18 protein-coding genes and 1 tRNA gene are annotated in these 24,487 nt (G+C 51.1%); 3 read left to right on the forward strand and 16 right to left on the reverse strand.

Annotated features, from left to right (window positions below; translation table 11 throughout):
- Positions 1–28: 28 nt before the first annotated feature.
- Positions 29–1,381: a PTS transporter subunit EIIC gene (locus tag DWV57_RS03300; RefSeq protein WP_120019952.1), complete on the reverse strand. Its 1,353-nt coding sequence runs from the start codon at positions 1,379–1,381 to the stop codon at positions 29–31.
- Positions 1,382–1,692: 311 nt separating this feature from the next.
- On the opposite strand from DWV57_RS03300, the gene DWV57_RS03305 reads away from it, so the two are divergent.
- Both DWV57_RS03305 and DWV57_RS03310 read left to right on the forward strand, forming a co-directional pair.
- On the forward strand, positions 1,693–2,892 hold the full coding sequence (locus DWV57_RS03305; protein ID WP_120019953.1) for an enolase C-terminal domain-like protein: 1,200 nt from the start codon (positions 1,693–1,695) through the stop codon (positions 2,890–2,892).
- A 91-nt stretch (positions 2,893–2,983) separates the two neighbouring features.
- Positions 2,984–3,715, forward strand: a complete 732-nt coding sequence (locus DWV57_RS03310) for a GntR family transcriptional regulator (RefSeq protein WP_118527480.1) — start codon at positions 2,984–2,986, stop codon at positions 3,713–3,715.
- A 46-nt stretch (positions 3,716–3,761) separates the two neighbouring features.
- On the opposite strand, the gene DWV57_RS03315 is transcribed toward DWV57_RS03310, so the two are convergent.
- Positions 3,762–5,129 carry an MATE family efflux transporter gene (locus DWV57_RS03315; RefSeq protein WP_120019954.1) on the reverse strand — a complete coding sequence of 456 codons (1,368 nt, stop codon included), beginning with the start codon at positions 5,127–5,129 and terminating at the stop codon, positions 3,762–3,764.
- Positions 5,130–5,539: 410 nt separating this feature from the next.
- Here DWV57_RS03315 and DWV57_RS03320 point away from each other — a divergent pair.
- A tRNA-Ser gene (locus DWV57_RS03320) sits at positions 5,540–5,631 on the forward strand.
- Between the two features lie 119 nt (positions 5,632–5,750).
- Here the strand turns inward: DWV57_RS03320 and DWV57_RS14415 are convergent.
- From DWV57_RS14415 to DWV57_RS03390, 14 genes are all read right to left on the reverse strand, one after another.
- Entirely contained in the window at positions 5,751–5,909 is a 159-nt protein-coding gene (locus DWV57_RS14415; RefSeq protein ID WP_158576332.1) for a hypothetical protein, read from the reverse strand.
- Between the two features lie 90 nt (positions 5,910–5,999).
- Positions 6,000–8,828 (reverse strand): transporter substrate-binding domain-containing protein, encoded by a 2,829-nt coding sequence (locus tag DWV57_RS03325; protein ID WP_120019955.1) that lies wholly within the window; start codon positions 8,826–8,828, stop codon positions 6,000–6,002.
- A 158-nt stretch (positions 8,829–8,986) separates the two neighbouring features.
- A complete protein-coding gene (locus DWV57_RS03330) occupies positions 8,987–10,324 on the reverse strand; it encodes a DUF4832 domain-containing protein (protein ID WP_158576333.1) in 1,338 nt (445 codons plus the stop codon).
- Entirely contained in the window at positions 10,317–10,982 is a 666-nt protein-coding gene (locus DWV57_RS03335) for a DUF4956 domain-containing protein (RefSeq protein WP_097776860.1), read from the reverse strand. Before DWV57_RS03335 ends, DWV57_RS03330 begins: the two co-directional genes overlap by 8 nt.
- Before the next feature lie 26 nt (positions 10,983–11,008).
- Complete coding sequence (locus DWV57_RS03340) at positions 11,009–11,791, reverse strand: polyphosphate polymerase domain-containing protein (RefSeq protein WP_097776861.1); 783 nt, start codon at positions 11,789–11,791, stop codon at positions 11,009–11,011.
- Positions 11,778–13,577: a CotH kinase family protein gene (locus DWV57_RS03345; RefSeq protein ID WP_120019956.1), complete on the reverse strand. Its 1,800-nt coding sequence runs from the start codon at positions 13,575–13,577 to the stop codon at positions 11,778–11,780. Before DWV57_RS03345 ends, DWV57_RS03340 begins: the two co-directional genes overlap by 14 nt.
- The gene (gene pelG / locus DWV57_RS03350) at positions 13,570–15,063 is read right to left on the reverse strand and encodes an exopolysaccharide Pel transporter PelG (protein ID WP_120019957.1); all 1,494 of its coding nucleotides are present in this window, start codon (positions 15,061–15,063) and stop codon (positions 13,570–13,572) included. Before pelG ends, DWV57_RS03345 begins: the two co-directional genes overlap by 8 nt.
- A gap of 3 nt (positions 15,064–15,066) precedes the next feature.
- Entirely contained in the window at positions 15,067–16,482 is a 1,416-nt protein-coding gene (pelF, locus tag DWV57_RS03355; protein WP_118527519.1) for a GT4 family glycosyltransferase PelF, read from the reverse strand.
- Positions 16,483–16,487: 5 nt separating this feature from the next.
- Complete coding sequence (locus DWV57_RS03360; protein WP_120019958.1) at positions 16,488–18,347, reverse strand: DUF2194 domain-containing protein; 1,860 nt, start codon at positions 18,345–18,347, stop codon at positions 16,488–16,490.
- Complete coding sequence (locus DWV57_RS03365) at positions 18,344–19,138, reverse strand: hypothetical protein (protein WP_120019959.1); 795 nt, start codon at positions 19,136–19,138, stop codon at positions 18,344–18,346. The genes DWV57_RS03360 and DWV57_RS03365 overlap by 4 nt, the downstream gene beginning before the upstream one ends.
- Before the next feature lie 103 nt (positions 19,139–19,241).
- Positions 19,242–21,212: a DUF4118 domain-containing protein gene (locus tag DWV57_RS03370; RefSeq protein WP_133303630.1), complete on the reverse strand. Its 1,971-nt coding sequence runs from the start codon at positions 21,210–21,212 to the stop codon at positions 19,242–19,244.
- Between the two features lie 313 nt (positions 21,213–21,525).
- Positions 21,526–21,963 carry a DUF188 domain-containing protein gene (locus DWV57_RS03375; protein WP_120019961.1) on the reverse strand — a complete coding sequence of 146 codons (438 nt, stop codon included), beginning with the start codon at positions 21,961–21,963 and terminating at the stop codon, positions 21,526–21,528.
- The gene (locus tag DWV57_RS03380; RefSeq protein ID WP_347562366.1) at positions 21,960–22,643 is read right to left on the reverse strand and encodes an alpha/beta hydrolase-fold protein; all 684 of its coding nucleotides are present in this window, start codon (positions 22,641–22,643) and stop codon (positions 21,960–21,962) included. Before DWV57_RS03380 ends, DWV57_RS03375 begins: the two co-directional genes overlap by 4 nt.
- Positions 22,644–22,871: 228 nt before the next feature.
- Complete coding sequence (locus DWV57_RS03390) at positions 22,872–24,317, reverse strand: deoxyguanosinetriphosphate triphosphohydrolase (protein WP_120019962.1); 1,446 nt, start codon at positions 24,315–24,317, stop codon at positions 22,872–22,874.
- Positions 24,318–24,487 lie beyond the last annotated feature (170 nt).

Here is a 24,487-nt window from a genome sequence, read left to right on the forward strand (position 1 = left end):
ATTTTTTGCTTTATGGAAGAAAAACGGTTCAGCTACGGTCCATCTTGACCACGAACAGATAGCTCAGAACAAAGGACAGGCCGAACGCAATGATCCAGCCAATGGCTGCATAGAGGAAGTAGGGGCCGATGTAAGCGGGAATGCTGAAGATGCTGGAGGTGATGTAGCCGTACAGACGCACACCGAAAGCACCGATGAAAGCGCTGCCCACGCAGCTGCCGATGGTAGCTGCAAGGAAACCCTTCTTGTACTTGGTCAGCACGCCGAACAGAGCAGGCTCGGTGATGCCCAGAATGCCGGACAGAACGGAGGACAGAACGATGGAACGTTCCTTTTGGCTCTTTTCTTTGAAATAGCAGCCTGCGGCGGCACCCACAATGGACAGATTTGCAATGAACATCATGGGCATGAGCATATCATAGCCCTTGGTAGCAAAATTCTCCAGTGCAATGGGGGTCATGGCGTGGTGCATACCCACCAGAATGGAAGCGGGACGGATCAGGCCCATGACGACGCCTGCGAAAATGGGAGAGATGCCAAACAGAACATCCAGCATCCATGCCAGTGCTTTGCCGATGTAAATGCCGATGGGGCCGATGACAGTCAGAGCGAAGAAGCCGGAAATAAACAGGGTGATGGTGGGAGTGATGACGGTGCGGGCAGCTTCGGGCACAATGTTATCCACCCATTTGTAGATGTAGCTCAGGGCGAACACGCCGAAGATGATGGGAATGACCGAGCCGGAGTAGTTGAACACCGGGATGGGCAGCACACCGGCGAACATGAAGTTGCTGATCTCGCCTGCCTTGGCGGCATCCACCATGGTGGGGTACATCAGGGTAGCGGCAATGGCAATGGCCAGATACTGGTTGGTCTTGAACTTCTTTGCAGCCGATGCGGCAATGAAGAACGGCAGGAAGGTAAATACGCCGCTGGCCAGCATGTCAATGACCTTATAGGTGTCGGTGGCATTGGATACGACGCCCAGAGCCACCAGACCGCCCATAAGACCCTTGATCATACCGGCACCGGCGATGGCGGGTACGATGGGGCCGAACACGCCGGACACCATATCCATGAACCAGGAGATGAAATCCTTCTTCTTTTCCGGCTGTGCAGGAGCGGTGTCCTCTTTCAGGTCCAGCTGCTGCAGGGCGATGTCGTAATACTTGTGGACACTGGTGCCCAGTACGATCTGCAGCTGCCCCTTGGCAAACTGCACACCAATGACACCGTCCAGAGCTTTGATGGCATCCTCCTGGATCTTACTGGTATCCTTCAGCTCAAAGCGCAGGCGGGTCATGCAATGCCATGTGTTCACAACATTGTCTTTGCCGCCGACATACTCGATAATCTTGGCGACGACTTCGGTCTTTTCCATAAGGGAGAGCCTCCTTCTTCGATTTCCTTTTCTTTTTTGATTGTGTTCCAAAGCGAAAATCCAGCACGTGCGTTGTGACTTCATGATAGCACAACCATTTTGGCTTGTAAAACGGTCCATTTCTGCTGATAAAATACAAAAATAATCGGTTTTACGTTTTATTTACAAAAATATTTCTAAAATTGGACTGTTTTATTTTGACTTTTGGCCCAAATAAAAAGCAGGAATTGATTTGCCGGGCAAGGTATGGTTGAATAGTCTTGCAGACAAAAGACACGAACACTTTTCGGGATACTTAAAGAGGTGTTTTTATGAAACCTACGATCATTACAGATATCAAATGCTTCGTCACAAATCCGGAACGGCACAATCTGGTCGCCGTCAAGGTGCTGACCGACAAGGGCGTTTACGGTGTGGGCTGCGCTACGTTCCAGCAGCGTCCGCTGGCGGTCAAGTGCGTGGTGGAGGATTACCTCAAGCCGATTCTCATCGGCCGCGATGCCAACGACATCGAGGATCTGTGGAACCTGATGATGGTCAACTCCTACTGGCGCAATGGCCCGGTCATCAACAATGCAGTGGCCGGTATTGATATGGCTTTGTGGGACATCAAGGGCAAACTGGCAGATATGCCGCTGTATCAGCTGCTGGGCGGCAAGGCACGAACGGCCATCCCTGCCTATACCCATGCCGTTGCTGATACGATGGAGGAACTGTACCGCGAGGTGGATCGCATTTACAACGAGGGCTACCGCCACATCCGCTGCCAGCTGGGTTTTTACGGCGGCATCCCGGATGAGCTGCATACCCCGGAAGATCCCATTCCCGGCACCTACTTCAATCAGGACGACTATATGCGCAATACAGTGTATATGTTTGGCAAGCTGCGGGAAAAGTACGGCAGCAAATTCCACATCCTGCACGATGTGCATGAGCGGTTGACCCCGAATCAGGCCATCCAGTTTGCAAAGGATCTGGAGCCGTACAAGCCATTCTTCCTGGAGGATCTGCTTTCCCCGGATCAGAACGAGTGGCTGGGACAGCTGCGCAGCCAGTGCGCGACCCCCATTGCCACCGGCGAGCTGTTCAATAACCCGATGGAATGGAAAGAACTGGTCATCAACCGCCGCGTGGATTATCTGCGCTGCCATGTCTCCCAGCTGGGCGGCATTACCCCGGCAGTCAAACTGGCGCATTTCTGCGAGCCGTTTGGTGTGCGCATCGCGTGGCATACGCCTTCGGATATCACGCCTATCGGTGTTGCGGTGAATACCCATCTGAATATCCATCTGCACAACGCGGCCATTCAGGAGAACATCGAGCTGAAGGATAAGATCAAAGCCTGCTTCCCCGGCTACAACGAGGCAAAAGGCGGCTACTTCTACCCTATTGAGCGTCCGGGCATCGGTGTGGATATCGACGAGGAAGAAATTGCAAAATATCCGGTTCGGTATCGTCCGCATGAGTGGACGCAGAGCCGCATCCCGGACGGCACGCTGGTGACACCGTAAATCTGAAAAACGATCTTTACCACAGAGCTTTACAAATTTGTACGCTCTGTGGTATTCTTTTTGAGGAAATGAATTTTGGGAGGGCGTTACAATGAGCGCAAAAAAGACGGATTTTATTGTGACCGACCTCATCAGCAAGATCTTCCAGCGCAAGACGATTATGGATAAACTGCCCAGTCAGCGGGAGCTGGCAGGGTTGTATCATGTGTCTCGGTTTACAATCCAGAAGGTGATGTCCCGGCTGCAGTCCATCGGGCTGATCTATATGACGCAGGGCGATGGAACCTATGTCAATAAGCGCGCTCTGGGGCATCCGATGGTGTACAATTCGCTGACCGAAGTGCCTTACGATGAGTTGCGTTCCAAGCTGATCTATCTGAAGCAGGTCGAACCTTCCAGCGAACTGCAGCGCATCTTCAACCTGAAAACCGGTCAGAAACTGTGGGAGTTCCGGCGCATCCGTATTGTACGGTATGAGATCAGTCAGGTAGAAACCGGCTGGATGCCGCTGGCGCTGTTTCCGGGGCTGAACAAGGACGTGCTGGAGGATTCCATCCAGAACTACGCCTTGCAGCAGAAATACCGTATTGCCTATTTTATCACCAACTACCATGCCGGCGCACTGGATGCAGAGCACGCGGAACTTCTGGGAAGCAAAAAAGGCGTTCCGGCAATGGAGATCACATCGCGCGGCGTACTGCGGGATGGTAGCATTTTTGTGTATAGCCGCATCAGGGCGCTGCAATATGAATGCACCTATGTTTCACCCTTTAATAAGGATGTGTTCCTCTCCCGTCGGGAAAAGCCGGACGATCCTGCATAAACATCGTGCCTGCCGGGTAAAAACGGCAGGCACGATGTTTAAATCATTATACTTTCATCGCTCCCCTGTCCAGAATTTTATCGAACCGGGCAAAGAAGGTGATGGTGGTGATGGTGGCGGCCAGAATGTCGCTGACCGGCTCGGCCAGAAACACGCCGAACACTGCATCCGGCAGAACGTGCGGCAGAATGAAGATGAGAGGGATCAACAGAATGATCTTGCGCAGGCAGGCCAGCAGCAGGCTGACCTTAGCCTGCCCCAGCGCCATAAAGCTCTGCTGGCAGGCAATCTGGAAGCCCATGGCAAAAATGCCCGCCATGTAAATGCGCATGGCCCACGTGGTGTACTGGATCAGTGCGGTGTCCGAGGTGAAAATGCCCGCCACCGCGCCGGGGAACAGCATCATCAACAGCCAGAACACACAGGTGTAGGCCCCGCACAGCGTCAGTTGAAAACGGAAGGCTTCCTTGACGCGGGCCTTCTTGCCTGCGCCGAAGTTGAAGCTCATCACCGGCTGTCCGCCCTGACAGATGCCCTGAATGGGCAGCGTGCACAGCTGGGATGCGCTGGTGATGACGGTCATGGCACCCACGGCCACATCGCCGCCGTACCGCGCCAGACTGGAGCTGAAGCTGATGGAAAGCAGGCTCTCGGTGGAGAGCATCACAAAGGTGGAGATGCCCAGAGCCATCACCGGCAGGATGACATTGCGCTCCGGGCGCAGATAGTCCCTGCGCAGGCGCAGGAGGGTCTCTTTGCCGGTGAGGAAGCGGATGATCCATGCCGCGCCCACGGCCTGACTGAGCACCGTGGCAATGGCCGCGCCCCGCACGCCCAGCCCGAACCCGAAGATTAGGATGGGGTCGAGAATAATGTTGATCACCGCGCCGATCACGGTGGTAAGCATACTGGTCTTGGCAAAGCCCTGCGTGGTGATAAAAGGGTTCATGCCCAGCACCACCAGCACGAACACCGAGCCTGCAATGTAGATGCGGCTGTAGCCCAGGGCGTACGGCAGGGTGGCATCGCTGGCACCGAACAGCCGCAGCAGCACCGGTGCCCCGGCATAGAAGCCGATGGTCAGCACCACGGCAAAGAACATCAGCACGGTAAAGCTGTTGGAGATGATCTTTTCGGCCCGCTGCCTGTCCCCCTGCCCCAGAGCAATGGCGGTGCGCGGCGCGCCGCCCGCGCCCACCAGCATGGCAAAAGCGTTCAGCAGCATCAGAATGGGTGTGAACAGCCCCACGCCGGTCAGAGCTGCCGCGCCAATGCCCGCAATGTGGCCGATGTAAATGCGGTCCACGATGTTATACAGCAGGTTCACCACCTGCGCCACCACGGCGGGGATCATGAGCTGCAGCATCAGCTTTTTGATGCTGCCGGTGCCCATATCTTGTTTTGCCTGTGCCATTGGAATGCTCTCCTCTGTACTTCAAATTTGAAAAATATCGTTCCTATTATACTCGGCTCCCGCCCAAAAGAACAGCCTTTTTTGCAAAGAAACCGCGCTTTCTGCCCCAAAAACGCAAAACGGCCCGGCTGCGTATGGCTTGCAGCCGGGCCGTGCCGTAACGGAAGAAAAGTGTTGACGAAAAACCGCTTTTTTGATATACTGTAAAGGCTAATATATGGAGATGTATCGAAGCGGTCGTAACGAGAACGACTCGAAATCTAACTGGCTTTTTGGAAGTGGGTTTCCGGTTTTGCTAGGTTTCATGCGGGTTTTCCGACTTCGAGAGTGAACGATTTTCGGTCGTTCTCTCCTGAAATTCTCTCCAAAGTTTTCCCAGAATGCACGGAGCATTCTAAAATTTAATATGTGGAGCATTACTCAAGTGGTCGTAAGAGGTCGCACTCGAAATGCGATAGGCCGGGAGACCGGTGCCAGGGTTCGACTCCCTGATGCTCCGCCAAATCGAATGGACAGATGAATTTTATTCGTCTGTCCATTCTTTTTTGCCGGAACATCGCCCGTCCACCCTGTCTTTGGGGCGTATGGCATCATGCTGACGCATTGCCATAGGCCATTTTATCACCCCATGGCAGATTTCAGGTAGTGCAGACGGTATTTCAGATACTGGCGGATCGCGGACGCTCTTTTTTCGCTCAGCAAGGCAAGAATCGGAGAGATTGCCTGAAGAATCTTCTGATAATCTGCTGCCCCCGGCCTATGAATTTTGCGTTTTTTCACGCAAAAGGGGCCACCGGTCTTCAGGCAGAAGGAGCGTAGAGATTGCACCGCCCCACCACCAGAAAAGCCACAGCGGAACAAGTCCACTCGTCAATTATGTACATACCTTAAAATCGTTTTTATAACTTCATCCATCACAATCGGCTTTGACAAATGTGCGTTCATTCCTGCATCCAGTGATGCCTGAACATCTTCTGCAAATGAATTAGCTGTCATTGCTATAATAGGAATGTTTTTTCCATCCGGTCTGTCATTCATTGCCCTGATTGCTTTTGTCGCTTCATAACCATTCATTTCAGGCATCATGACATCCATCAGGATTACATCAAATGTGCCTTTCGGATGATTTCTGAACATCTCAACAGCATTCTTTCCATCCACAGCTCTTTCTACATTCATCCCGAGCTCTTCCAACTGCACGGCAGCAATCTCTGCATTCAGTTCATTATCCTCTACAAGAAGGACCTTCACACCTGTAAGATCTACCTTTTCAGAAAAACCTGTGTCTGACTTATTACATTCCTTATCTGTAATTTCCAAAGGAATATCCACAGTAAATGTGGTTCCCTCATGCTTTTTACTCTGCACAGAAATGGTTCCGCCCATCATATCCACATACTTCTTTACGATAGCCATCCCCAGTCCAACTCCGTGGTACTGCGTTCTCACATCGGAATCTTCCTGTGTAAATTCCTCAAAAACTTCTTTTGTAAATTCCTCACTCATGCCAATACCAGTATCCGAAATGCGGTAACGTATATTTATATATCCATCCCCGCCCTTTTCCTGACACTGGGCTTCAAATGTAATCGTCCCTCCATCCGGAGTGTATTTTACGGCATTGCTCAGAATATTGACCAGCACATCGCGCAGGCGTGCAGGATCCGCAAGTACATTTGGAATCTTTGCGTCTTCACGCTGAATCTTAAAGTTGATATCCCTGTTCGTAAGAAAGCCTTTTATAATATCCAATGCAGAATCTGTAATGTTTTTCACATCCGCCGGTACCGGATCGTATTTCACTTTTCCACTTTCGATATGGGTCAGATCTAATACATCATTGATCAGCGACAGTAAATACTCTGAGCTTTCGTCAATCTTTTCCAGACAATTTTTCACTTCGTCTGACGGATTGTTTTTCATTGCAATACCGGTAAATCCTATGATTGCATTCATCGGTGTCCTCATATCATGGGACATATGTGACAAAAATGCTGTTTTTGCCTTGTTTGCAGCCTGTGCATGCTCTGCCAGTTCCGCCATTTCCTCAGCTTTCTCCTGAGCCGCCTTCTGAGCTTTTTTTCTTGCACTGAGACGCACCATTATCACAGCCATAGCAGTCAGCAGCCATCCAAAAATAAGTAGAGCCCAAACAGTAACAACAGGATACAGACGGATCCAGTCAACAAATGTCAGCTCTGTTGCTTTGTATGTGGTATACTGTGCTGCAAGATCTTCAACAAGATTTTGGGGCATGGCATACATTGCTTTCGTCAGAATACCAGCCAGCGCATGGTTCTCAGTTGATGAAATCACCATGCGGTAGGTGAATGTAGGCTGTTCCAGCAGAGTATATGTCATTGTGCCCGTAGTGTCACTGTTCACAAACGCCTGTGCCATGTAATAGTAGACGAAGGCAGCATCTGCTTTACCCTTACGGACAGCTTCCATCATTTCCTGTCGGGTACTGCACATCAGTTTTTCTGCACCGGGTGCCATTGCATCTTCAATTGAATTAGATGCTGTCTGGTCAACAGTAGTAACAACATTGATTTTTCCATCAAAGTCACGCCGTGTCACCCTTGCCAGCTGCATCGTAATGAAAGGTGCAGTAATCCCCCATTTTTTCGTCTCAGCATAGTTATCTGTTTCCAGGCGCGCATCGATGCTAATATCTGTAGTTTCCTTATTTTTCTGATAAGCAATATACTCATCTCTGGTGGCAGGTGTAAGAAACTCATAGGAAATCCCGACATAGTCTGCAATTTTCCGGAAGTAATCCGGGATAATACCCTTCATCTCACCATTTTCATTATAAGAATATGGATAACGGGTCGGATCACACAGAACATGAAGCGGGTTTTCCTTGGAATACTGTGAAATTATACTTTTTTCTTTCTCCGTATATTCCAGATTCTTAGTTTGTATGCTTTCATAATTTTTATTACGAAGCGTCGTTTTCCAGTCACCCTCAACTGCATTCATCTGGTCGATTGCATAATTGATCTCATTCAGCAATTCTGTATTACCTTTTTTAACAATGACATAGAAATCGCTGCTGTCAAATTTATCCACGATACGCTCATTGTTTGTTTTTCTCATAGAAGTGGCAGCAATCGCATCAACATTTCCGCTCTGAAGAGCTTCCTCCATCTCTGCTGTCGTATCAAAATAAAATGGATCATATGTAAATCCTTTATTGTCTGCAAAATCCGCAAACTCTTTATCTCGTGAGCTTCCGTTCAAAAATGCCACACGCATACCGTTGTAAGTACTGTAATTGCCATCCACAATCGTGCTGTTGTCACTGCGGACGGTCAGAATCCCATTATTGGTTCCGATCGGACGTGAAAAATCAAACGTTTCTTCTCTTTCCGGTGTTTTGCGGGGAGATGTTACCATATCAATCTCGCCATCTTCAAGCATCTGCTGCATATCATCCCAGCTCTTATCATATCCGACATATTCGTAATCTACATCCCAATAACGGGCCATCAGCCGAAGAAAATCATAGCCATACCCACTGCGGTTGCCTTCTTCATCCATCACATGATAACCATCCATGGCAAAGAAACCGACTTTGACAGTTTCATGCTGCGAACTGTCCTCGGCTGCATATGCAGTCAGGGGAAAAAACATCATACACACGCATACAAAAACCAGTAACACTGCCACATATTTCTTTGCTCTCAAAATCATATTAAATCTCCTGTCTGGCAAATATATTTCTCTATGTGTCCTTTTCCTGCTTCGCGCATGTACGGCAGGACCGCCTTGTTCCCATTGACTGTGCCGAAGAAGTTCGTATCGAACTGTGCCTTTGCCTGATCAAGCGGTGTAATGATACAGTGGAACAATTAAAACAAAACGGTTCGTCCGTTTTGTTGCGGTGCATTCATAGCAAATCGCACGGCATCACGGTCGGTCATGGGATCTACAATGCCAATCGTCAGGTGCTCCTTGTGAAGCAATAAGAGCGCCCATAGATCAACTTCCTTCAGAACAACCTCTACGGTCTGCGTTTCGCCGGGCATCAATTTCGGAAGAGAAAGAGGAAGCTGCACCGTGCTTAGCGTGGTACCGTCTGCGCTCTCCAGATAAAGATTCGCTGCCCAATCCCAATAAAATGGGGCGGCACCCTCATTTGCCACAGTCAAGCTGACCACAGCTTCTCCGTCATGCGGCATCAGCTTCAGTGTTGTCACACGGAGCCGGTAGCCCAAACGCTTTAAGACCGCCTGATATCCCTGTGAATATGCAGGCTGTGCTGCTTTCGGACCAAGAAAGCTCATGTGAGAAGCATCCAATAGCTGCAGTGTGCGGGAAAGCTCTGTGTCCAGCAGCTCCTCCATCGGCAGGCTGCTGGTAAACTCGCCGCCTACGGGCGCATCCTGCCAGAAATTCTGCATAGCAGAAAGTCCATTCGCTTCTTTGCCGTACCAGCCGCCGTTTTTGATCCAGTTCAGCCACTCATTGGTGTCCTTTTCGTGGCCGGTCATATCGTTGTAAAGACCAAGCCGGTTACTTACAGCGATGTTGAACGGTCGCCGCATCAGGAGCTTTGCATTGGAAAATGCATTCAGATAGTCTGTTGCATATTGATCCCGAATGGTTTCGTCCGGCATAGGTACAAGACCATCGCTGCTTTTGATATGCCATTCGCCCCAGTGGCCGAGACTGCCCAGTTCTACATAAGTCACAAAGCCATCTGCGTCAAAATGCTCGGCCAAGGCTGAAACAACTTTATGGTGTGCGGCACGAAGGATATCGTTTGCATAATCCGGGGAATAACCTTTGCCATACGAGGTACTGTACCAGCTGCCATCGGCAGTCTGAGCATATAACCACTCCGGAATATCAAGGTGCTTCTTCTGGCCGGGTACGTCACAAACGAACCGCAGTACCAGATGGATGCCCTGCTCGCGCAGGGCGGCAAGTCCGTACCGCTGTTCGATAGCATCCCACGCATACTGGCCTTCCGTTGGTTCCACCTCTCGCCATGTCAGCTCCAGATAGCGCAATGTGGCATTCGGATGGTCCGTACTGCCTACCATTGGAGCGTAGCCGATCTGTGCGTTGGAAAAGGCAGACGGATCTTCCTGATAGGTACGCGTGCAGATCATATTCCGAACCATACCAAACCCCACCCCAAGCAGACAAACCGCAGATACGAAACCTTTTGAAAGCTTATCCATGGTATTCGCCATTATATTGGATCAGTGTAACATCCTGTACGCCATTTACGGCGCGCAGGCGATCTGTAAATTCCAGATTCGGGTCTTTGCTGAATACCTCTACCGCCATTTCGGTGCTATCCTTGCGCATGGTCTTGGACTTTACCACAAATTTGCAGCGGCCAAAGGCACGAACGATATCGTCTTCTGCGTCTGTACCAAGATAGTGAATGACCGCAATGTACACTCTGCCTTTGGCCTGCCAGTGGTAGAAAAAGAGGATCATCCCGATCATGACAACGGCTGTTACAAGGCCCAATGCGTACATACCGGCACCGGCTGTAATGCCGGTAGTGATCGACCAGAACAGGTATAACAGATCCAGAGGGTCTTTGACGGCAGTACGGAAGCGGACGATAGACAACGCACCGACCATACCAAGGGAGATGACAACGTTGGTACTGATGGCCAGCGTTACCATGCAGGTCAGCACACACATGCCAACCAACGTGACAGCAAAGCTGCGGGAATATACAACGCCGGTATAAAACTGCCGATAGACCAGATAGATGAGGATTCCCAATGCCAGTGCAGTCAGCAGGGCAAGCGCCAGTTTGGGAGCATCGTATTGGGTAAAGGTGTTCAGGACGGATTTTTTGATAAAGTCTTTTGTGCTCATGGGCGAAAGGTTCCTTTCTATAGGGCTCAGGTCTCCTGCCAGTATGCAAATCCGTTCATATAGGCGGTTTTGTCACAACAGAGGACATATTTTGATACAGCCGTAAGCTCCTGCGCACGGGGCGGCAGAAGATTCCGGACGATCTGGGGCAGATATTCTGTAAATTTTACTTCCATTACCAGCTTACCCGGTTCCAGCACCGGAAGCGCAGGAAGCGTGGAGTCGAAGATATCCCGGCTGCCAACCGCGGCGCGTACATCCGTATCAAAGGTGATGCGTACCGTACCGGCATCCATGATCCATGGCTCGCGGTCGTAGTCTACAATAACACGGGGACGCAGCATGTTACAGATACACTCGGTATAGAACTCCTGACACAGGCGGTAACGGCTATGCAGGAGAAAATCATAGTCCCCGGCGAGAATGGAATCAAACTCTGCGTGGGTCAGAGGCGCGGCTTCTTTATAGATATAACTGCCAAATTTTTTCTTTCGCTCCAGCTTGATGCTGCGGTCGCTGCAGTTATAAATGCGGATGCGGTATTTCTTGCGCAGCAGCACGCCGGCATCCTTTTCTTCATAAGCGGTGTTCCAGTAATCGTCAAAATATAAGCTGCGAATGAAGTAGCCGCCGTTCGTTGCATGGGGGTCCAGTTTGAGGATAGGGGACATCCGCGCGGTCAGCTCGGCCTTGTCGGCCCACGAGATAAGATACTTTAGTTCATGACGATAGTGCTCTGTGCCTGTGCATCGTGGAGGGGCCAACAACTGATGATACAGCATCGATATCTGAGGCTTAGACATCTTCATAGGTGTCCTCCGCAATGCTGCCGTCCGGCTGGACGTAAAAGCAGAGCATGCCATAATGCTTGCCTGCTTCGGTAACATAGTAGTCAAAGGCATCCTGCGTATAACCAGAGGCATTGGTCGCTCTTACGCGCAAAAAATACTGCCCGGCCGGGAGCGTATCCATAGTAAGCTCTGGCAGGATCAGATTCTCCTGCCGAAAGAACGTAGTCGTAAACAGATAATCCTTTGCAAGCTCAACAGTATAGTAAATGTTTTCAATCTCGAAGTTATAAGAGGGGTCCCAGGTCAGCAGAAGGGAGCCGTTTACCACCTGCGGCTCGCCAATATAAAATGGCATGGGTTTGCGGTAGCTCTCCCAATAGTAATTATAATTTTCATCAATTTCCGGCCAGATACTTTTCAGGACCTCTTCGTATTCGTCATGTGTGATGGGAACGTTCATTCGGTCCGGCATCTGCCAGACATATTTTTCCGTTACGCTTCGGTAATGCTCCATCATGGACTGAATGCGTTCCTCATTCATGTAAGCATAAAGCTCCTTCATGGCGGTATCCAGCAGATCGCGGTAACTTTGCGTTTGCAGACAGCGCCGGAACAGGACATTGCCCCAGTAATTGCTTACACCACGTTCCCAACTTTCGGAGTCGGAGAAGTTAATGATCTCACGTTCCCGGCGGCGGAGCATACCGTCATTGTCCCAGTCCCACAAGTACCATTTGCTGGAGTTTTGAGGGCTGTACAAGTAGACGTTGCGATTTTGGGTGTCCGTATTGCCGGTTAACAACTGAAATGCCATCCAATATGCAATGTTTTCTTTATCAAAGTACGTTACAAATAGCTCATCGTCCATAGAAGAGGATTCATCATTGAGAACATCCAGCATTTTGATCAGTTTGGAATGGTCGCTGTTTCCTTTTATCTCCAAGTGCTTTTCGAACGCAGTTTGGTCATATGCTGGGTCTGTTGTAAGACGAATGACATCTTCATATCGGTAGAACTCAAAAGAATTGATTTTATACAGCTGTCCGTTTGGATCCACACCGTGCGCCTTAAGGGCTGTTTTATTCAGCTGTTCTACCTGCGTGTACAAACCATAATCCTCAAAAACACCGCTGGCGCTATCGGTCAGATCCTTCACATAAAGATGAACGAACTGGGTGCGCAAGCCCATCATCTGGTCGATGCCTTTAATAAGGTCATAGGCCATTTTGTTACGGAAGCGCAGTCCCTCACCCTGATGCTTATTCAGTGCGATCGTGCGCTGGCCTCGCCAGCTGCCTTTGTTTTTCTTTAATTTGACCTTGTAGTTTTTCTGAGTATAACGGCTGGAAGTCTGACCGCGTATTTGTACCGTGGCATTTGGGGCAAGTGTATCGTAACCAACTTCGCCGGCAAGGGGGCCGTTTTCATCGCCCACCTGCAAAAGACCATTCACCTGATAGCGTGCTACGCCCATCGCCGTGTAGTCGTAAGCGGAATAATGGTTGATCTCTGCCCAGCTGTGGTTTGTATTTTCGCTGTCATTGCCGCGGCTCACGGTAAGGTACATCGTTACAATGCCGCTGTCATCGTAGACGTTGTACAGCTCTGCGTTGTCGCGCAGGTGGACACTGTTGATTTCAGATGCGGGAGCCTTTTCAATGGACTGGTTGCTTTCTGCACTGGCGGCAGCGGATCCGGCGCTGTCACTTTCCACAGGTAAAACTGCGCAGCCTGCGCACAGACCAGCCAGCGCAACGCTCAACCCCAGCATCCTGCGGCGCGAAATCAGAAACTCCTCATTCATGTGATCGATTTTCCCTCCTGATGGTCTGCCTTGCTGTTTTGGCATCCTGTTTTTCAAGAAAAATGCCAAGGCGTGTAAAAAGATGTTCTTTGGTTTCGGCTACGATAGGCTGCTGACCCAATACCCGATAGGGCAGGTTGGCGGTAAAGGCATCCAGACGAAACAGAGCAACCAGATAAAAAAGCGCTGCACCTGCCAGAAATCCGAAACCATAAAATGCTGTGTTGAAGAGCAGTGAGAGCAGGGTAAAGGCAGTGGTGCTGGCTGCAAACACAGCTGCCGCCAGAACAGCACCCAGATAATCTGTAAAGTAAAGCAGGATCAGCAGCACCGTATTACCAACGGCGTATAAGCCGTATCCCACGCACAATGTCCGGAAATAGCCATGCATCAGATCATTGAAGCCAAGCGGTAAAAGATTCAGCAGCGTGCCCGCCAGTGAAATGACCCCTGCCGTACAGAACAGCTGCTTGAGGGCAGTGAAGCGAAGCTCCCGGTTGAGCACTGCCAGCATTTCTTCTTCAGCGGTAACGATATCGCCCACAACACCGCCATCGTTGAACAGGCTGTAATAATCCCGGTATTTCGGATAGAAGTTTACCTCTACAGACACCACAAAGTTGATGCTGGTGATCAGGATGCTTAAAAAGGCGATCAGAGCCGGAACGTCGTAGTAAGGTGCGCCGTAAAACAGGCCCTTTACCTGCACGCCGATCGGCCCGGACCAATATAGGACCAGATGGGAGAACAGGCCGAGGTTTGTGCACAGGCCGGTAAACGCCAGAGGCAGAAACCGATCGACCCAGCGCAGAAAGGTCCATGGGCTGTCATCGCTTTGCGGGAAATAGCGGTAGAGCAGCACCACATCCCACACCATCATCAGGCCATACCCCATCGTAATGGAAAACAGCATGCCTTCCAGTACAGGAGCACCCAGAATAAAGACGAGCAGATATCCCAGCCCGAAAGACAGCGCGATCGCCGCCAGAAAGGAGCACAGGATGCCCCGGTAATCCTTGATAGCGGTCAGGTAGCTCATGCCGTTCCAGTTCAGGATCATCTCGGCAAACAGCCATAAACATAACAGCCCCTGCAGGAGCGTTGCGCCGGAGAACAACAGAAAGATGCCGTACAGGATGCAGCCAATCAGCAGCATCAGGACGCTGGACCCCCAGAAAGAGGGGAGAATTGCATCCTCGCGTTCTTCGTACAGCATATCGGCCAGATAGCGGGTCACAGGCATGGAGAAAAAGCTGGTGACAGTCAGCGAGGACAGCAGCGTATAGGTGACCATACACACCAGCAAGTCCTGCTGGGTACGCTCGGCCCCGGCCCAGCTGCACAGCAACAGAATACCAAGCTGCAGCGCAATACCCAGCAGCATCGGTCCAGTGCAGATGATGCCGGCATAGCCGTAGGCGCGCAGCCATGCAAACAAACCCTTGCGCCGAAATAACTTTTTTAATTCAAATCCGATTCCTGCCATTTGTTACTCCAAATGAAAATGCTCTGCAGTTGCCTGGTACATCTTCCGATAGTTGTCTAACATTTGTTCGTGATGAAAATATCGGTCTACGCGCTGCTGACCGATGCGCCCCATTTCTTCCCGACGGGCACGGCTGGCACACATCCGCTCCATGGCATCTGCCAGACCCTGCCGGTACATGGGCGGCACACAGTACCCCGCTACACCCAGATCATCGCCGGGCGCGCCTTCCAGCAGTTCCCGACAGCAGCCCACTTCAGTCGTCACGCAGGGGCGGCGTGCAGCCATGGATTCCAGTACGGAAAGTGGCTGACCTTCCGAGATACTGGTCAGGATAGTAAAGTCCAGCTTTTGCATGTACTGCACCACGTCCACACGTCCGGTAAAGATCAGATTGTCCAGCCGGAGCTGCTTCACCAGGGCATAACACTCCTGCGCATAGTCCTCATCGTCCACGCCGCCCATGATGTGCAGGCGAACCTGCGGAACCCGGGAGGAAAGCTCAAAGAAGGCGTAGATCATGGTTTTGATATCCTTGATAGGGGCCAGACGCACTACAGCGCCAATATCGACCCAACCGTCCTCAGGCTTGAGCGGGATGTCGCAAAAGCGCTGATACTGCACGCCATTGGGGATAACGATGCATTTGCTGCCATCACAGCCCATTTCGATCTGAGTACGGCGGGCGTTATAGAACAGACTGCTTACCCGGAACGCTCTGCGGTAGATATCCTCGGACAACATATAAAAGAAGCGGATCCAACGGCTTTTGAAAGAGGGAACGACCCAGTCGGCACGGATGATCTCTTCTTCGCGCTCGCGCGTATAGATGCCGTGCTCTGTCAGAAGCACCGGCGCATGGTTCATGCTGCCGCCCAGACAGGCCAACAGGCCGCCATATCCGGTGGAGATCGCATGATAGATCTGCGCTTTTGGCACGCGTCCGGTCAGCAGGTACAACACCGGCAGCAGCATGGAGCGCATGGTGTGAAAAGCGTCAGCATAGGGGACATAGGGATATTCCTCCAAGCAGATATCGGTAAACAGTTTCATAAACTCCCGGCTCTGCAAAAAGGAGAGAGGATGCACCTTTTTCTGCTGAAACAGCCGGAACAGCACGTCCCAGTCCGGCGTTCCGAGCCGCAGTAATTCCCGCAAGGCAGTACGCTCTTCTTCGGTAAACAAAACGGGCACATGTTCTCCGTGCAGGCGTAAGGCATCGTCCAGAAATACCTCTTCCACCTCAACAACATTGGATGGAAGGTCGTAGACGAATTTGCCGCGTCCTTCCGCTTTTGCGCCAATGACCCACAGCACAAACTCGTGCTCCTGCATGGCCTGAATATAGGCGTGCATCCAGGTGGAAACACCTCCATGCACATAAGGGTAGGAACCTTCCAGAATCAGACAGATCCGCATTCAGCTCATGCTCCTTTCCGCTCAATGTGCACCGTTCCGGCGGTGGCCTTCAGCAAGTAGAGATCTCCGGTCAGGTGGGTCAGCTCGCCATTTGTTACGCGGCCGGGCGTTCCTTCATTGGCACGGAAGAAAAGCCATGCTTCATCGATAAAATTGCCGAGATGCAGGGTCCACGCGGTGTCGGTGCTGTCCAGCGCAACGGTCAGCTGCGCGTACCGTTGGATGGCACCGGAACACTCGGTCCCGGTCTGACGGCGAAGATCCGGTGCAGAGGTGCTGAGCCATTTCAGATAGTCCTCCAGACCGCCTTTGTACACTTCCCAGCCTTCCGCTGCACCGCGGTCTTCATCCAACAAGTCATCCGGGTGCATAAAATGCGTGCTGACATAGTGCATATTCAGCTCACTCATAGCCGCTAGGCGCATATAAGTATCACCAACCATACCACCGGACACGATACGAGGCTGCTCCACGATACCATCCGTTGCCACACCGAACTCCTGTACATAGGGCAGATCTGTGCCGTCTTTAAAATAGGTGCTGGCAATGGTACGGATCTGCGGAACTTTTGTGCCAAGCACCCGTCGGCCTTCGGCAGAGAGAATGTTGGAGGGCGGAACATATACCGTGCCATTCGTGTAAGGGAGAACGGTTTGCTGAAATTCAATCAGCTCTTCCATGGCGGCTGTAATGGCTTCTTCGCTGGGCCACTGCCGATAGGCGTACAGACCCTTGTAATCGGTATTTGGCAGCACCAGAGGCTGGTGGTTGTAACCGTGAAACCCTATCTCGCCGCCCTGCCGCAGCAGAAGGCTTCCAAAATAACGAAACTGCTGTGTATCTTTTTGACGCGTCGGTTCATCCACGGTGTCATCCTCGTAGTTTTCAATCATGACACCGGTAAAACGAACTCCGTATTTCTGCGCCAGCTGCACCAGATCCGGCCACCAGACTTTGCTGTAAAAGTCGCTGATGCTCATGCTGTAATCTCTGCGGATATAGGTACCATCACCGCCGGGAACAGGAGAAGGAAAATCGTCCAGATAGAACACGGAACCGTTAATGACAGGGTAAGCAGTGGCATCGCATAGCAAGCTGAAGGATGCTGCATAGATACCGCGCATGATTTTGTCGTAAATGCCGATATTGTCTACCACGATTCTTCCGCTGCCCAGTGAAACACTCCACACCAGCGGCGTGCCCTCGTCTCCGGTACGGGCATGCACTGTGGCTTCTTCCCGGAGGCTGACACTCAGAGCGGATTCAAACGGGTCGCTGAATTCATAGCGCTGTCCACCGCCAAGCATAAATTCCTCCGCAGGAACGATGCTCTCTGCAAGTTTATAGTTCCAGGAAGAGGAAAGCACACCCAGTTTCAGAGAAATCACGTCAAAATAGGAGGTTTTGCTCGGCGTCATAGCAAACAGGATGCTGCCGCCCTGTTGTGCCCAGTTCATCAAAGTGATCAGATCCTGTCCCAGTACATCCAGATCAGGCACTAACACCACAACCGTCTTGTAATTGGAAAAGTCCGGAAGGAGAGTGGACGATTTGGAAATATCCACTGTCTGTGTACTGACTTTCATGTCCAGAAGGATCTGATCAAACTGCTTTTTTGCCTCGGACACATTGTCTTGGGTACTGTCATACAACAGGAGATTGGTGACTGGCTGGCCAAATAACGCATTTTGAGCCGGCAGCACAGAGGTCCGGCTCAGGTAATCGATCTTGAAATTGGTTGATGCATACTTTATGCCGCAGCGCTCTGCAAAAAGCACGCCGGCAATCAGCAGAAATACCAGCCAGATCAGCAGCAGTTTGCTCCAGCGAAATTGTTTTAGTTTTGATAGAAAGCGGAGTTTCATTTGGAATCCTCTTTGCCATACCAGAAATTTACGATTTCCTGTCCTTTGGAGGTAAGATAGACATTCTGCTCCTTGATTTTGTGCAGAATGTCCTGGATCGCAGTGCCATTGTGCAGTATGGCGGCCATTCGCAGCTGGAGCAGCCAAGGCTCTTCTCTCTGCGGCCAGCGTTCGGAAAGTGTGTCAATGGTCTGGCGGGCGGTATCATATTCCGCTAAGTCTAACTGGACAGAAGCCAGCTTGCACCCCAAGGTAAAATCCCGACGCGTGCCGATGCGTTTTTTCAGCAGCCGCTCCAACTGGCGCTGCTGGATCTCGGCCGCACGGCCCTGCACATACCCGGATTCGATGTAGCTTTCCAGATAATCGCAGTAACTGCACAGGATATCAGGGTCGTCCGGGTCAGAAGCATATTGCTGTTCATGCTGTTGCAGTGTGAGATCAGCTTCCTTGGAAATTTGCGCCAGAGCAGTGGAAGCATAGTGCACAACCTCACTGTCGTTATTCAGCCGGGCCTGCTGCAAAAGGTGATAATAACTGGTAGGAGCTTCTGTCAGAACTGAGAGGATCAGCTGCCGCTTTTGAAGGGGGTTGTTTACCAGAAGAGCTTCTTCCAGCGGAATGACCTGCTCCTCGTCTGCGTTTCCGGGAACAAGAATGCTTCGGTGGATCTCTTCGTTGATGTGCATTTTTTCCAACGTCTTTTCCAGCAGGTCATCGCCAAATAATGCCCGGTTGGTGTGCAGGATCAGAACACACAAAGGTCCCCAGATGGGGATCAACAGAATCACCGGAAAAAAGTATCCCTTTATATCCAGAATGCCGCAGCGTATAAGCAGCCATAGCACAAGACAGACCAAAAGATGAAGAAGTAACAATACCAATGTTGAAATACTAGCATTCATTAGCAGGATCCTTTTTTGCAGCAGCGATCAGGCGGTGCTGTCCATCCAACGATACAGATGTGACCTGAAATCCTTTTTCGGCCATGCGCTGGGTAAGGAGCGGCAGGTTTTCCTCTGTGGCCTGATTCAGCAGCAGGTAAACGTTCTCGTCTGTGCCAAGTCCGGCAATATCGCTGCTGCGGATGCTGCGCTCCAACTGCGCATAAAATTCCTCTGAAGTTGCAAACTTACCGGAGACGCGCAGCAGCAGATGCTGCGCCATCTTGTCCTCCTGTAAGGTGCAGGCGTTTGCGAGCTGCTCCGCGAATGGCACGGGCCGCATCAGACAGGTGCCCGGAAGATACCATGTTTCCTGAATGGCGCTTTCATATTCAAAAGCGCGGATCAGTGCGGTTTCTACCAGACCACACAGGATGCGGAACAGGTTCTGATAATAGAGTGTCATCTGGTTTTCCCCGGCTGTCCGCAGGCTGATGAGCACTACGATCGAACCGTTCTGGCGTACACCGGCTGCATACATGGGAAGATCCGGAGCAAACGTCCGATTGACCCACACACCATCCTGTTCAATGGCACGAAACACATCGATGTATTTATCAACGGCAAGTGAACGGGCAGGAGCAGGCTGCAATCCGGAGCTTGCTGCGGTCAGCCGCGCAAAGGCATACCCCTTTTCCAAGTGATAGATCGTGAGGCTGTGGTTTTCCAAAATATCTTCCATGACCTGTATGGTCTTGCGGTAAATCTCCTGCGGCTGCAGGGTGTTCAGCTGCTGCGTTACAGTATAGATCTTTCCAAAACTGTCTCTGCGGCCAAGGATCTGATGCCGGAAAAGCTGCTTATCCTCCAAGGTGTCCTCATAGAGCTCCTGCGTAAATTGAAGCCGCTGCCGCAGCAGGTTGTTTTCATTCTGTACAAAGCGCGAGGTTTCCGTATTGCGCAGCTGCACATATCCGCAGGAAGCACCTATTATGAAATAAATAAGGAACGGCAGCCAGTAGGACGGCTCGTAAAACAGCAGTACAAGCGTCATTCCCTGCCGAAAGTATCCGAAAATCAAAGAAAGAGACGCGAGAAAAGCTGCAAACACACCGGCGTTCAGGCCGTATACAGTGCCGATAAGCATTACGAAAGCCAACCGGAAATCAACCATCTGGAATTGCGCGTCTGTGTGGGTAAGCTGTACCAGAAGTTCCGTGACCCCCGATGCCAACAAGATCTCGAGAAAGCGCAGCAGCCGGATCTGATTGCGCAGAGTATCGACTATCCGGTGGAGCAGCGGCTTTTTCGGCGTTTGGCTTTTCTGCCATGCATGATAGATCTGCGGCATGTCGTCCAGCAGACAATAGCGTTGAAACCACCCATATCGGTTGCGTACCACCTTGTCGTCTGCAGGATACGTCTGGAGCGTATCGGTACCGTAGGTCACTTCCAGTGTCGGGCGTAGTTTTTGCAGCGCGGTGCCCAGCATCCGGCAGTCGATGTGAAATACCTCCGGAAGCGTGAAAAGCTCCGGCTGAGGCGTCCATGTATCAAACACGCGATTTACAAGGCTGGCCAGTTCGTCAAAACAGAGTGCGTAAACAGGCTGCGCGGCTTGCTCGTCAAACGAAACCTTTTCGGTGGGGATCTGCTGGAAAAGCCGCTCAAAGCATTTCGGCCCAGATGCCGAAATGCTGTAGATGTAGGGAAGCCGGAAAACCTTGACCTGGATCTTGCTTGTTTTTGCATAGTGCAGACAAAGCTCTTCTGCCGTCCGCGTCAGTATGGATTGACTTGTGGGCGGTGTCAGGACGCTCTCCGGGCCGGAAAAGTAGATCAGCTCCACTTCCTTCTCCCGGAACTCCTGCAAAACGCGGCGAAGCCGATCCAGCTCGCCTTCCGGGTTGTTGTGAGGCAACAGATATTCTGAAAAGTAGACGATCCGGTCAAAATCGTAGGTAGTGTAAAGCCGATCCAACAGCTGCCTGCTATCCAGAATAACTGATTTTATGCGAGTGTCCGAAAGCATATCGTCTTTGCGATGTGTCGTCAGAACGTGATCATCGGGAAAGGCTTCCTCGATCCATTCCTTTGTCAGAAACATCGTGTTTCCTGTAAGCAAAACTTCCATGTCATTTTACCGTTATTGTTTAAGCTTCTGAGAAGAATAAGAGATTTTATAGAATAGTATCATATTGGGTAGAAAGTTGCAAGGACGGGTGCTGAATACAGGGAGATACAGCGAAAATCTTCTAAAAAAGACCATCCGCGGTGATATGTATGAAAATCAATCAATGTTTGCAATTCAAAATCTTTTTCAGTGTGTCCGTAAATTTCACATCCTGCTCCTTCGTCCGCTTTGCACTCCCTTTCGGGTGCTTGCCGGCACGAAGGAGCTTTTTGTTTTCGTACCGCCGCAACATGAGGGCATCCATGTTGTCAGCAGTGTACTCCAAGCCGTTCTGATTCAGCACTCTGGCACACCGGGCAAGGCACATACTCGCCAGCCCATAGTCCTGTGTTACGACAATATCTCCCGGCTTTACTCGGTTGACCAGCGCAAAGTCCACACTGTCAGCACCCTTGTCGAATACCAGTGTCTGCGCCCCCTCACGTTCGATCTGGTGCGAGGTATCACACAGGATAATGACCGGGATGCCGAACTGCTTTGCAATCTGCAAAGTCAGATCAACCACGGGACAGCCATCCGCATCAATCAAAATATTCATCGGCTTTCCTCCATCGCCCACCGAAATGCCTTTGCCGTGCGCAGGTCAGCGTTTTTGAAATGCCCGCCGCTGTTCCACTCAAGGGTGCAGTCTACCCCACGCACTGTAAGCTGGCTGTGCAGGGCGCGGATGTTATCACCTACCGCAGCCATGACAGCGTTTTTCGTATGCTCTTCCTTGTCGCCAAGGCTCAGGTAAATGCACTGTGCTTGAATGGGGTGCTGTTGTTCAAACTCCATCCATCCCGGAAACCATACGGAAGGCGAAGCGGCCGCAACACCGGAAAACAGAGCTGTCTGCGTGGATGCCCACAATGCAAACAGCCCGGCCAGCGAGTAGCCGCCCAGAATGATTTTGACGTTTTCCGGGAGAGGATACTGCTGCTTCAGTGTTGGCATAACCTGTTCTGTCAGAAAGCGCAGGGTGTCCGCAGCCTTACCGCCGAAACTTTCTTTGCCCCACACCGCAGGAGCTTCCCACGGAGAAAGTGCATCGTTCCAGCTTTCCACTGGGATGGCCGCAAACAGAAAGTGGTGCGCACTCTGTGCAATAGCGGTAACCTCGCTTTCCATGCTTTGCAGCTCGTGTTCGCCGGTCATTTGGAGCAGCAGGTATTCTGTATGGGCTTCGCCGTAAATGCGGCAAGGTCGGTTCCCGAGTTGCATTGTATGTGCGGTCATTGCAGCATCCTCCCGAAAATTTTCGATAAGCCCAGTATAGCAACCGAAAAATCATTTTGCAATTCAAAAGGCGTTCGCATTCGCAAGCAGTGTCTTCGTAAAAAAGCTGGCACCTGATTTGAAGTTGTGCGAGGCTTCCAGAGTGATGTATCAGCAGTTTTTGAACGATCATGCCGTAGCCCATAAGCGGCAGACGAACCGGGCACGTGGGATTTGAACAGCGCAGCGTTATTCAATACCGCTAAGCTCGCGGTACAGCGTGCGGGCATAGGAATCTGTCATGCCGCTGATATAGTCGGTGACCATCAGAAGCCGGAGGTACAAGTCAAAAGATTCCGTGCCGGTTCGGGCGTTTTTGTAATCCTGCTTGTAATTGCCGGAGAAGATGGCGAGAAGCTTTTTGTCGGCCTTGGAAGGTGCCTGTCCGTCGGTGCAGTATTCAGAGTCATAGTACAGCACGGCGGGAACAAAATGATCCAGCAGAAAATCGAGAATGACCTGTCCGGACAGCTCCAGTTTCAGGATACCGGGCGTATCGAAGGCAAATTTCCGCATGGCCCCTTTCAGAATGTCAATGGTGATGGCGTGATTGGTTCCTTCAAACAGATCACCGCAGTAGGTCCCGGCCATGATCTCTTTATATTTGCAGGAAAAACGGTAGATGGCTACATACATCAGCCACTGACGCGTTTGGGTGAGCCATTTTTTAAATGCAGCGCTGTCGTTTTCTGGGGTGTGGTCTGCACCGCGCTGCTTGGAAAGCTCTTGGATCTGCTCATCGGAGAAGTACTCAGGGCTTCTGTGGGAAACGATCTTTGAATGGTCATAAGAATTTGTGTAATATTCAATGAACTGGTCAAGGGTGAACAGGCCCTTTTTAAAGGCATCTTCCAGATCGGCAGTAGAGTATGCAATGTCGTCGGCTGCTTCCAGCAGGTAGGTCAGCGGATGGCGCACGATGCCTTTGTCGGGAGTGGCGGTCCCAACCGCTTCCGAGATCTGCTCAAAAGTCTCCTGTTCTGCAGCGAAGAAGCCGAGTTTGTGCTTTCGGATATCCGCACTGTCTTTATCAACGGAGCAGGAGTCGGTGGGGTATTTTACCAGCGTGCTGATGATCGCTTTGGACAGATTGAGGCTGGAACCGTGTTTTGCTTTCAGCAGGATCCGCAGCGCCTGTGCATTGCCCTCAAAATTTTCCAGATCAGCGATCATCTGCTCGGATAACCAGCTGCGAAGGGGCTGTCCTTTGTATTTTACATGGTCGAGGTTCTCTTTGAACCAGTCACCGATCACGGTCTCGCCGAAATGCCCGAAGGGCGGATTGCCGAGGTCGTGCAAAAGGCCGGCGCAGAGCAGGACTGATGCGATGGCTTCGGCATCCTCCGGAACGGCAATATCAGTTGGCTTGTACTGTGTTGTGTTTTTGGAGATCATGATGCCAAGCTGCCGGGCGATCGTGGAGACTTCGATCGAGTGCGTCAGGCGGGTTCGGATGAAATCACTCTTATCCAGAGGAAACACCTGCGTTTTATCCTGCAGCCTGCGGAATGCAGCGCTGGAAACGATCCGGCTGTAGTCCTTTTCAAATGCATTGATGGGATACTCCTTGAACGAATCGGGCTCAGGAGGTTCAGAAGAAAGTTTTTCAGTTGACAGCAATTTTGCCCATTCCATAATCAGTACACCTCGCTTTTGAAACGTCGTGATCAAAAATCTGCAAAAGGCATCGGCCTTCCATCACTGCCATTATACAAAAGAAACGCTGCTCCGGCAACAAAAAACGGATTCTCTGAAAAAAACACAAAAACTGCAGCTTGAACAGGTGCAGAGTTCCAATTTATTTC

The organism is Faecalibacterium sp. AF10-46 (assembly GCF_003604105.1).
Lineage (GTDB): Bacteria > Bacillota > Clostridia > Oscillospirales > Ruminococcaceae > Faecalibacterium > Faecalibacterium taiwanense.

Excerpts from the sequence above, each read along its gene's own strand:
- DWV57_RS03380 (WP_347562366.1), bottom strand. The coding sequence starts at position 22,643 with ATGACCGCACATACAATGCAACTCGGGAACCGACCTTGCCGCATTTAC.
- DWV57_RS03345 (WP_120019956.1), bottom strand. The coding sequence starts at position 13,577 with ATGAATGAGGAGTTTCTGATTTCGCGCCGCAGGATGCTGGGGTTGAGC.
- DWV57_RS03315 (WP_120019954.1), bottom strand. The coding sequence starts at position 5,129 with ATGGCACAGGCAAAACAAGATATGGGCACCGGCAGCATCAAAAAGCTG.
- DWV57_RS03300 (WP_120019952.1), bottom strand. The coding sequence starts at position 1,381 with ATGGAAAAGACCGAAGTCGTCGCCAAGATTATCGAGTATGTCGGCGGC.
- pelF (WP_118527519.1), bottom strand. The coding sequence starts at position 16,482 with ATGCGGATCTGTCTGATTCTGGAAGGTTCCTACCCTTATGTGCATGGA.
- DWV57_RS03360 (WP_120019958.1), bottom strand. The coding sequence starts at position 18,347 with ATGAAACTCCGCTTTCTATCAAAACTAAAACAATTTCGCTGGAGCAAA.
- DWV57_RS03330 (WP_158576333.1), bottom strand. The coding sequence starts at position 10,324 with ATGGATAAGCTTTCAAAAGGTTTCGTATCTGCGGTTTGTCTGCTTGGG.
- DWV57_RS03305 (WP_120019953.1), top strand. The coding sequence starts at position 1,693 with ATGAAACCTACGATCATTACAGATATCAAATGCTTCGTCACAAATCCG.
- DWV57_RS03390 (WP_120019962.1), bottom strand. The coding sequence starts at position 24,317 with ATGGAATGGGCAAAATTGCTGTCAACTGAAAAACTTTCTTCTGAACCT.
- DWV57_RS03325 (WP_120019955.1), bottom strand. The coding sequence starts at position 8,828 with ATGATTTTGAGAGCAAAGAAATATGTGGCAGTGTTACTGGTTTTTGTA.
- pelG (WP_120019957.1), bottom strand. The coding sequence starts at position 15,063 with ATGGCAGGAATCGGATTTGAATTAAAAAAGTTATTTCGGCGCAAGGGT.
- DWV57_RS03375 (WP_120019961.1), bottom strand. The coding sequence starts at position 21,963 with ATGAATATTTTGATTGATGCGGATGGCTGTCCCGTGGTTGATCTGACT.
- DWV57_RS03340 (WP_097776861.1), bottom strand. The coding sequence starts at position 11,791 with ATGAAGATGTCTAAGCCTCAGATATCGATGCTGTATCATCAGTTGTTG.
- DWV57_RS03335 (WP_097776860.1), bottom strand. The coding sequence starts at position 10,982 with ATGAGCACAAAAGACTTTATCAAAAAATCCGTCCTGAACACCTTTACC.
- DWV57_RS03310 (WP_118527480.1), top strand. The coding sequence starts at position 2,984 with ATGAGCGCAAAAAAGACGGATTTTATTGTGACCGACCTCATCAGCAAG.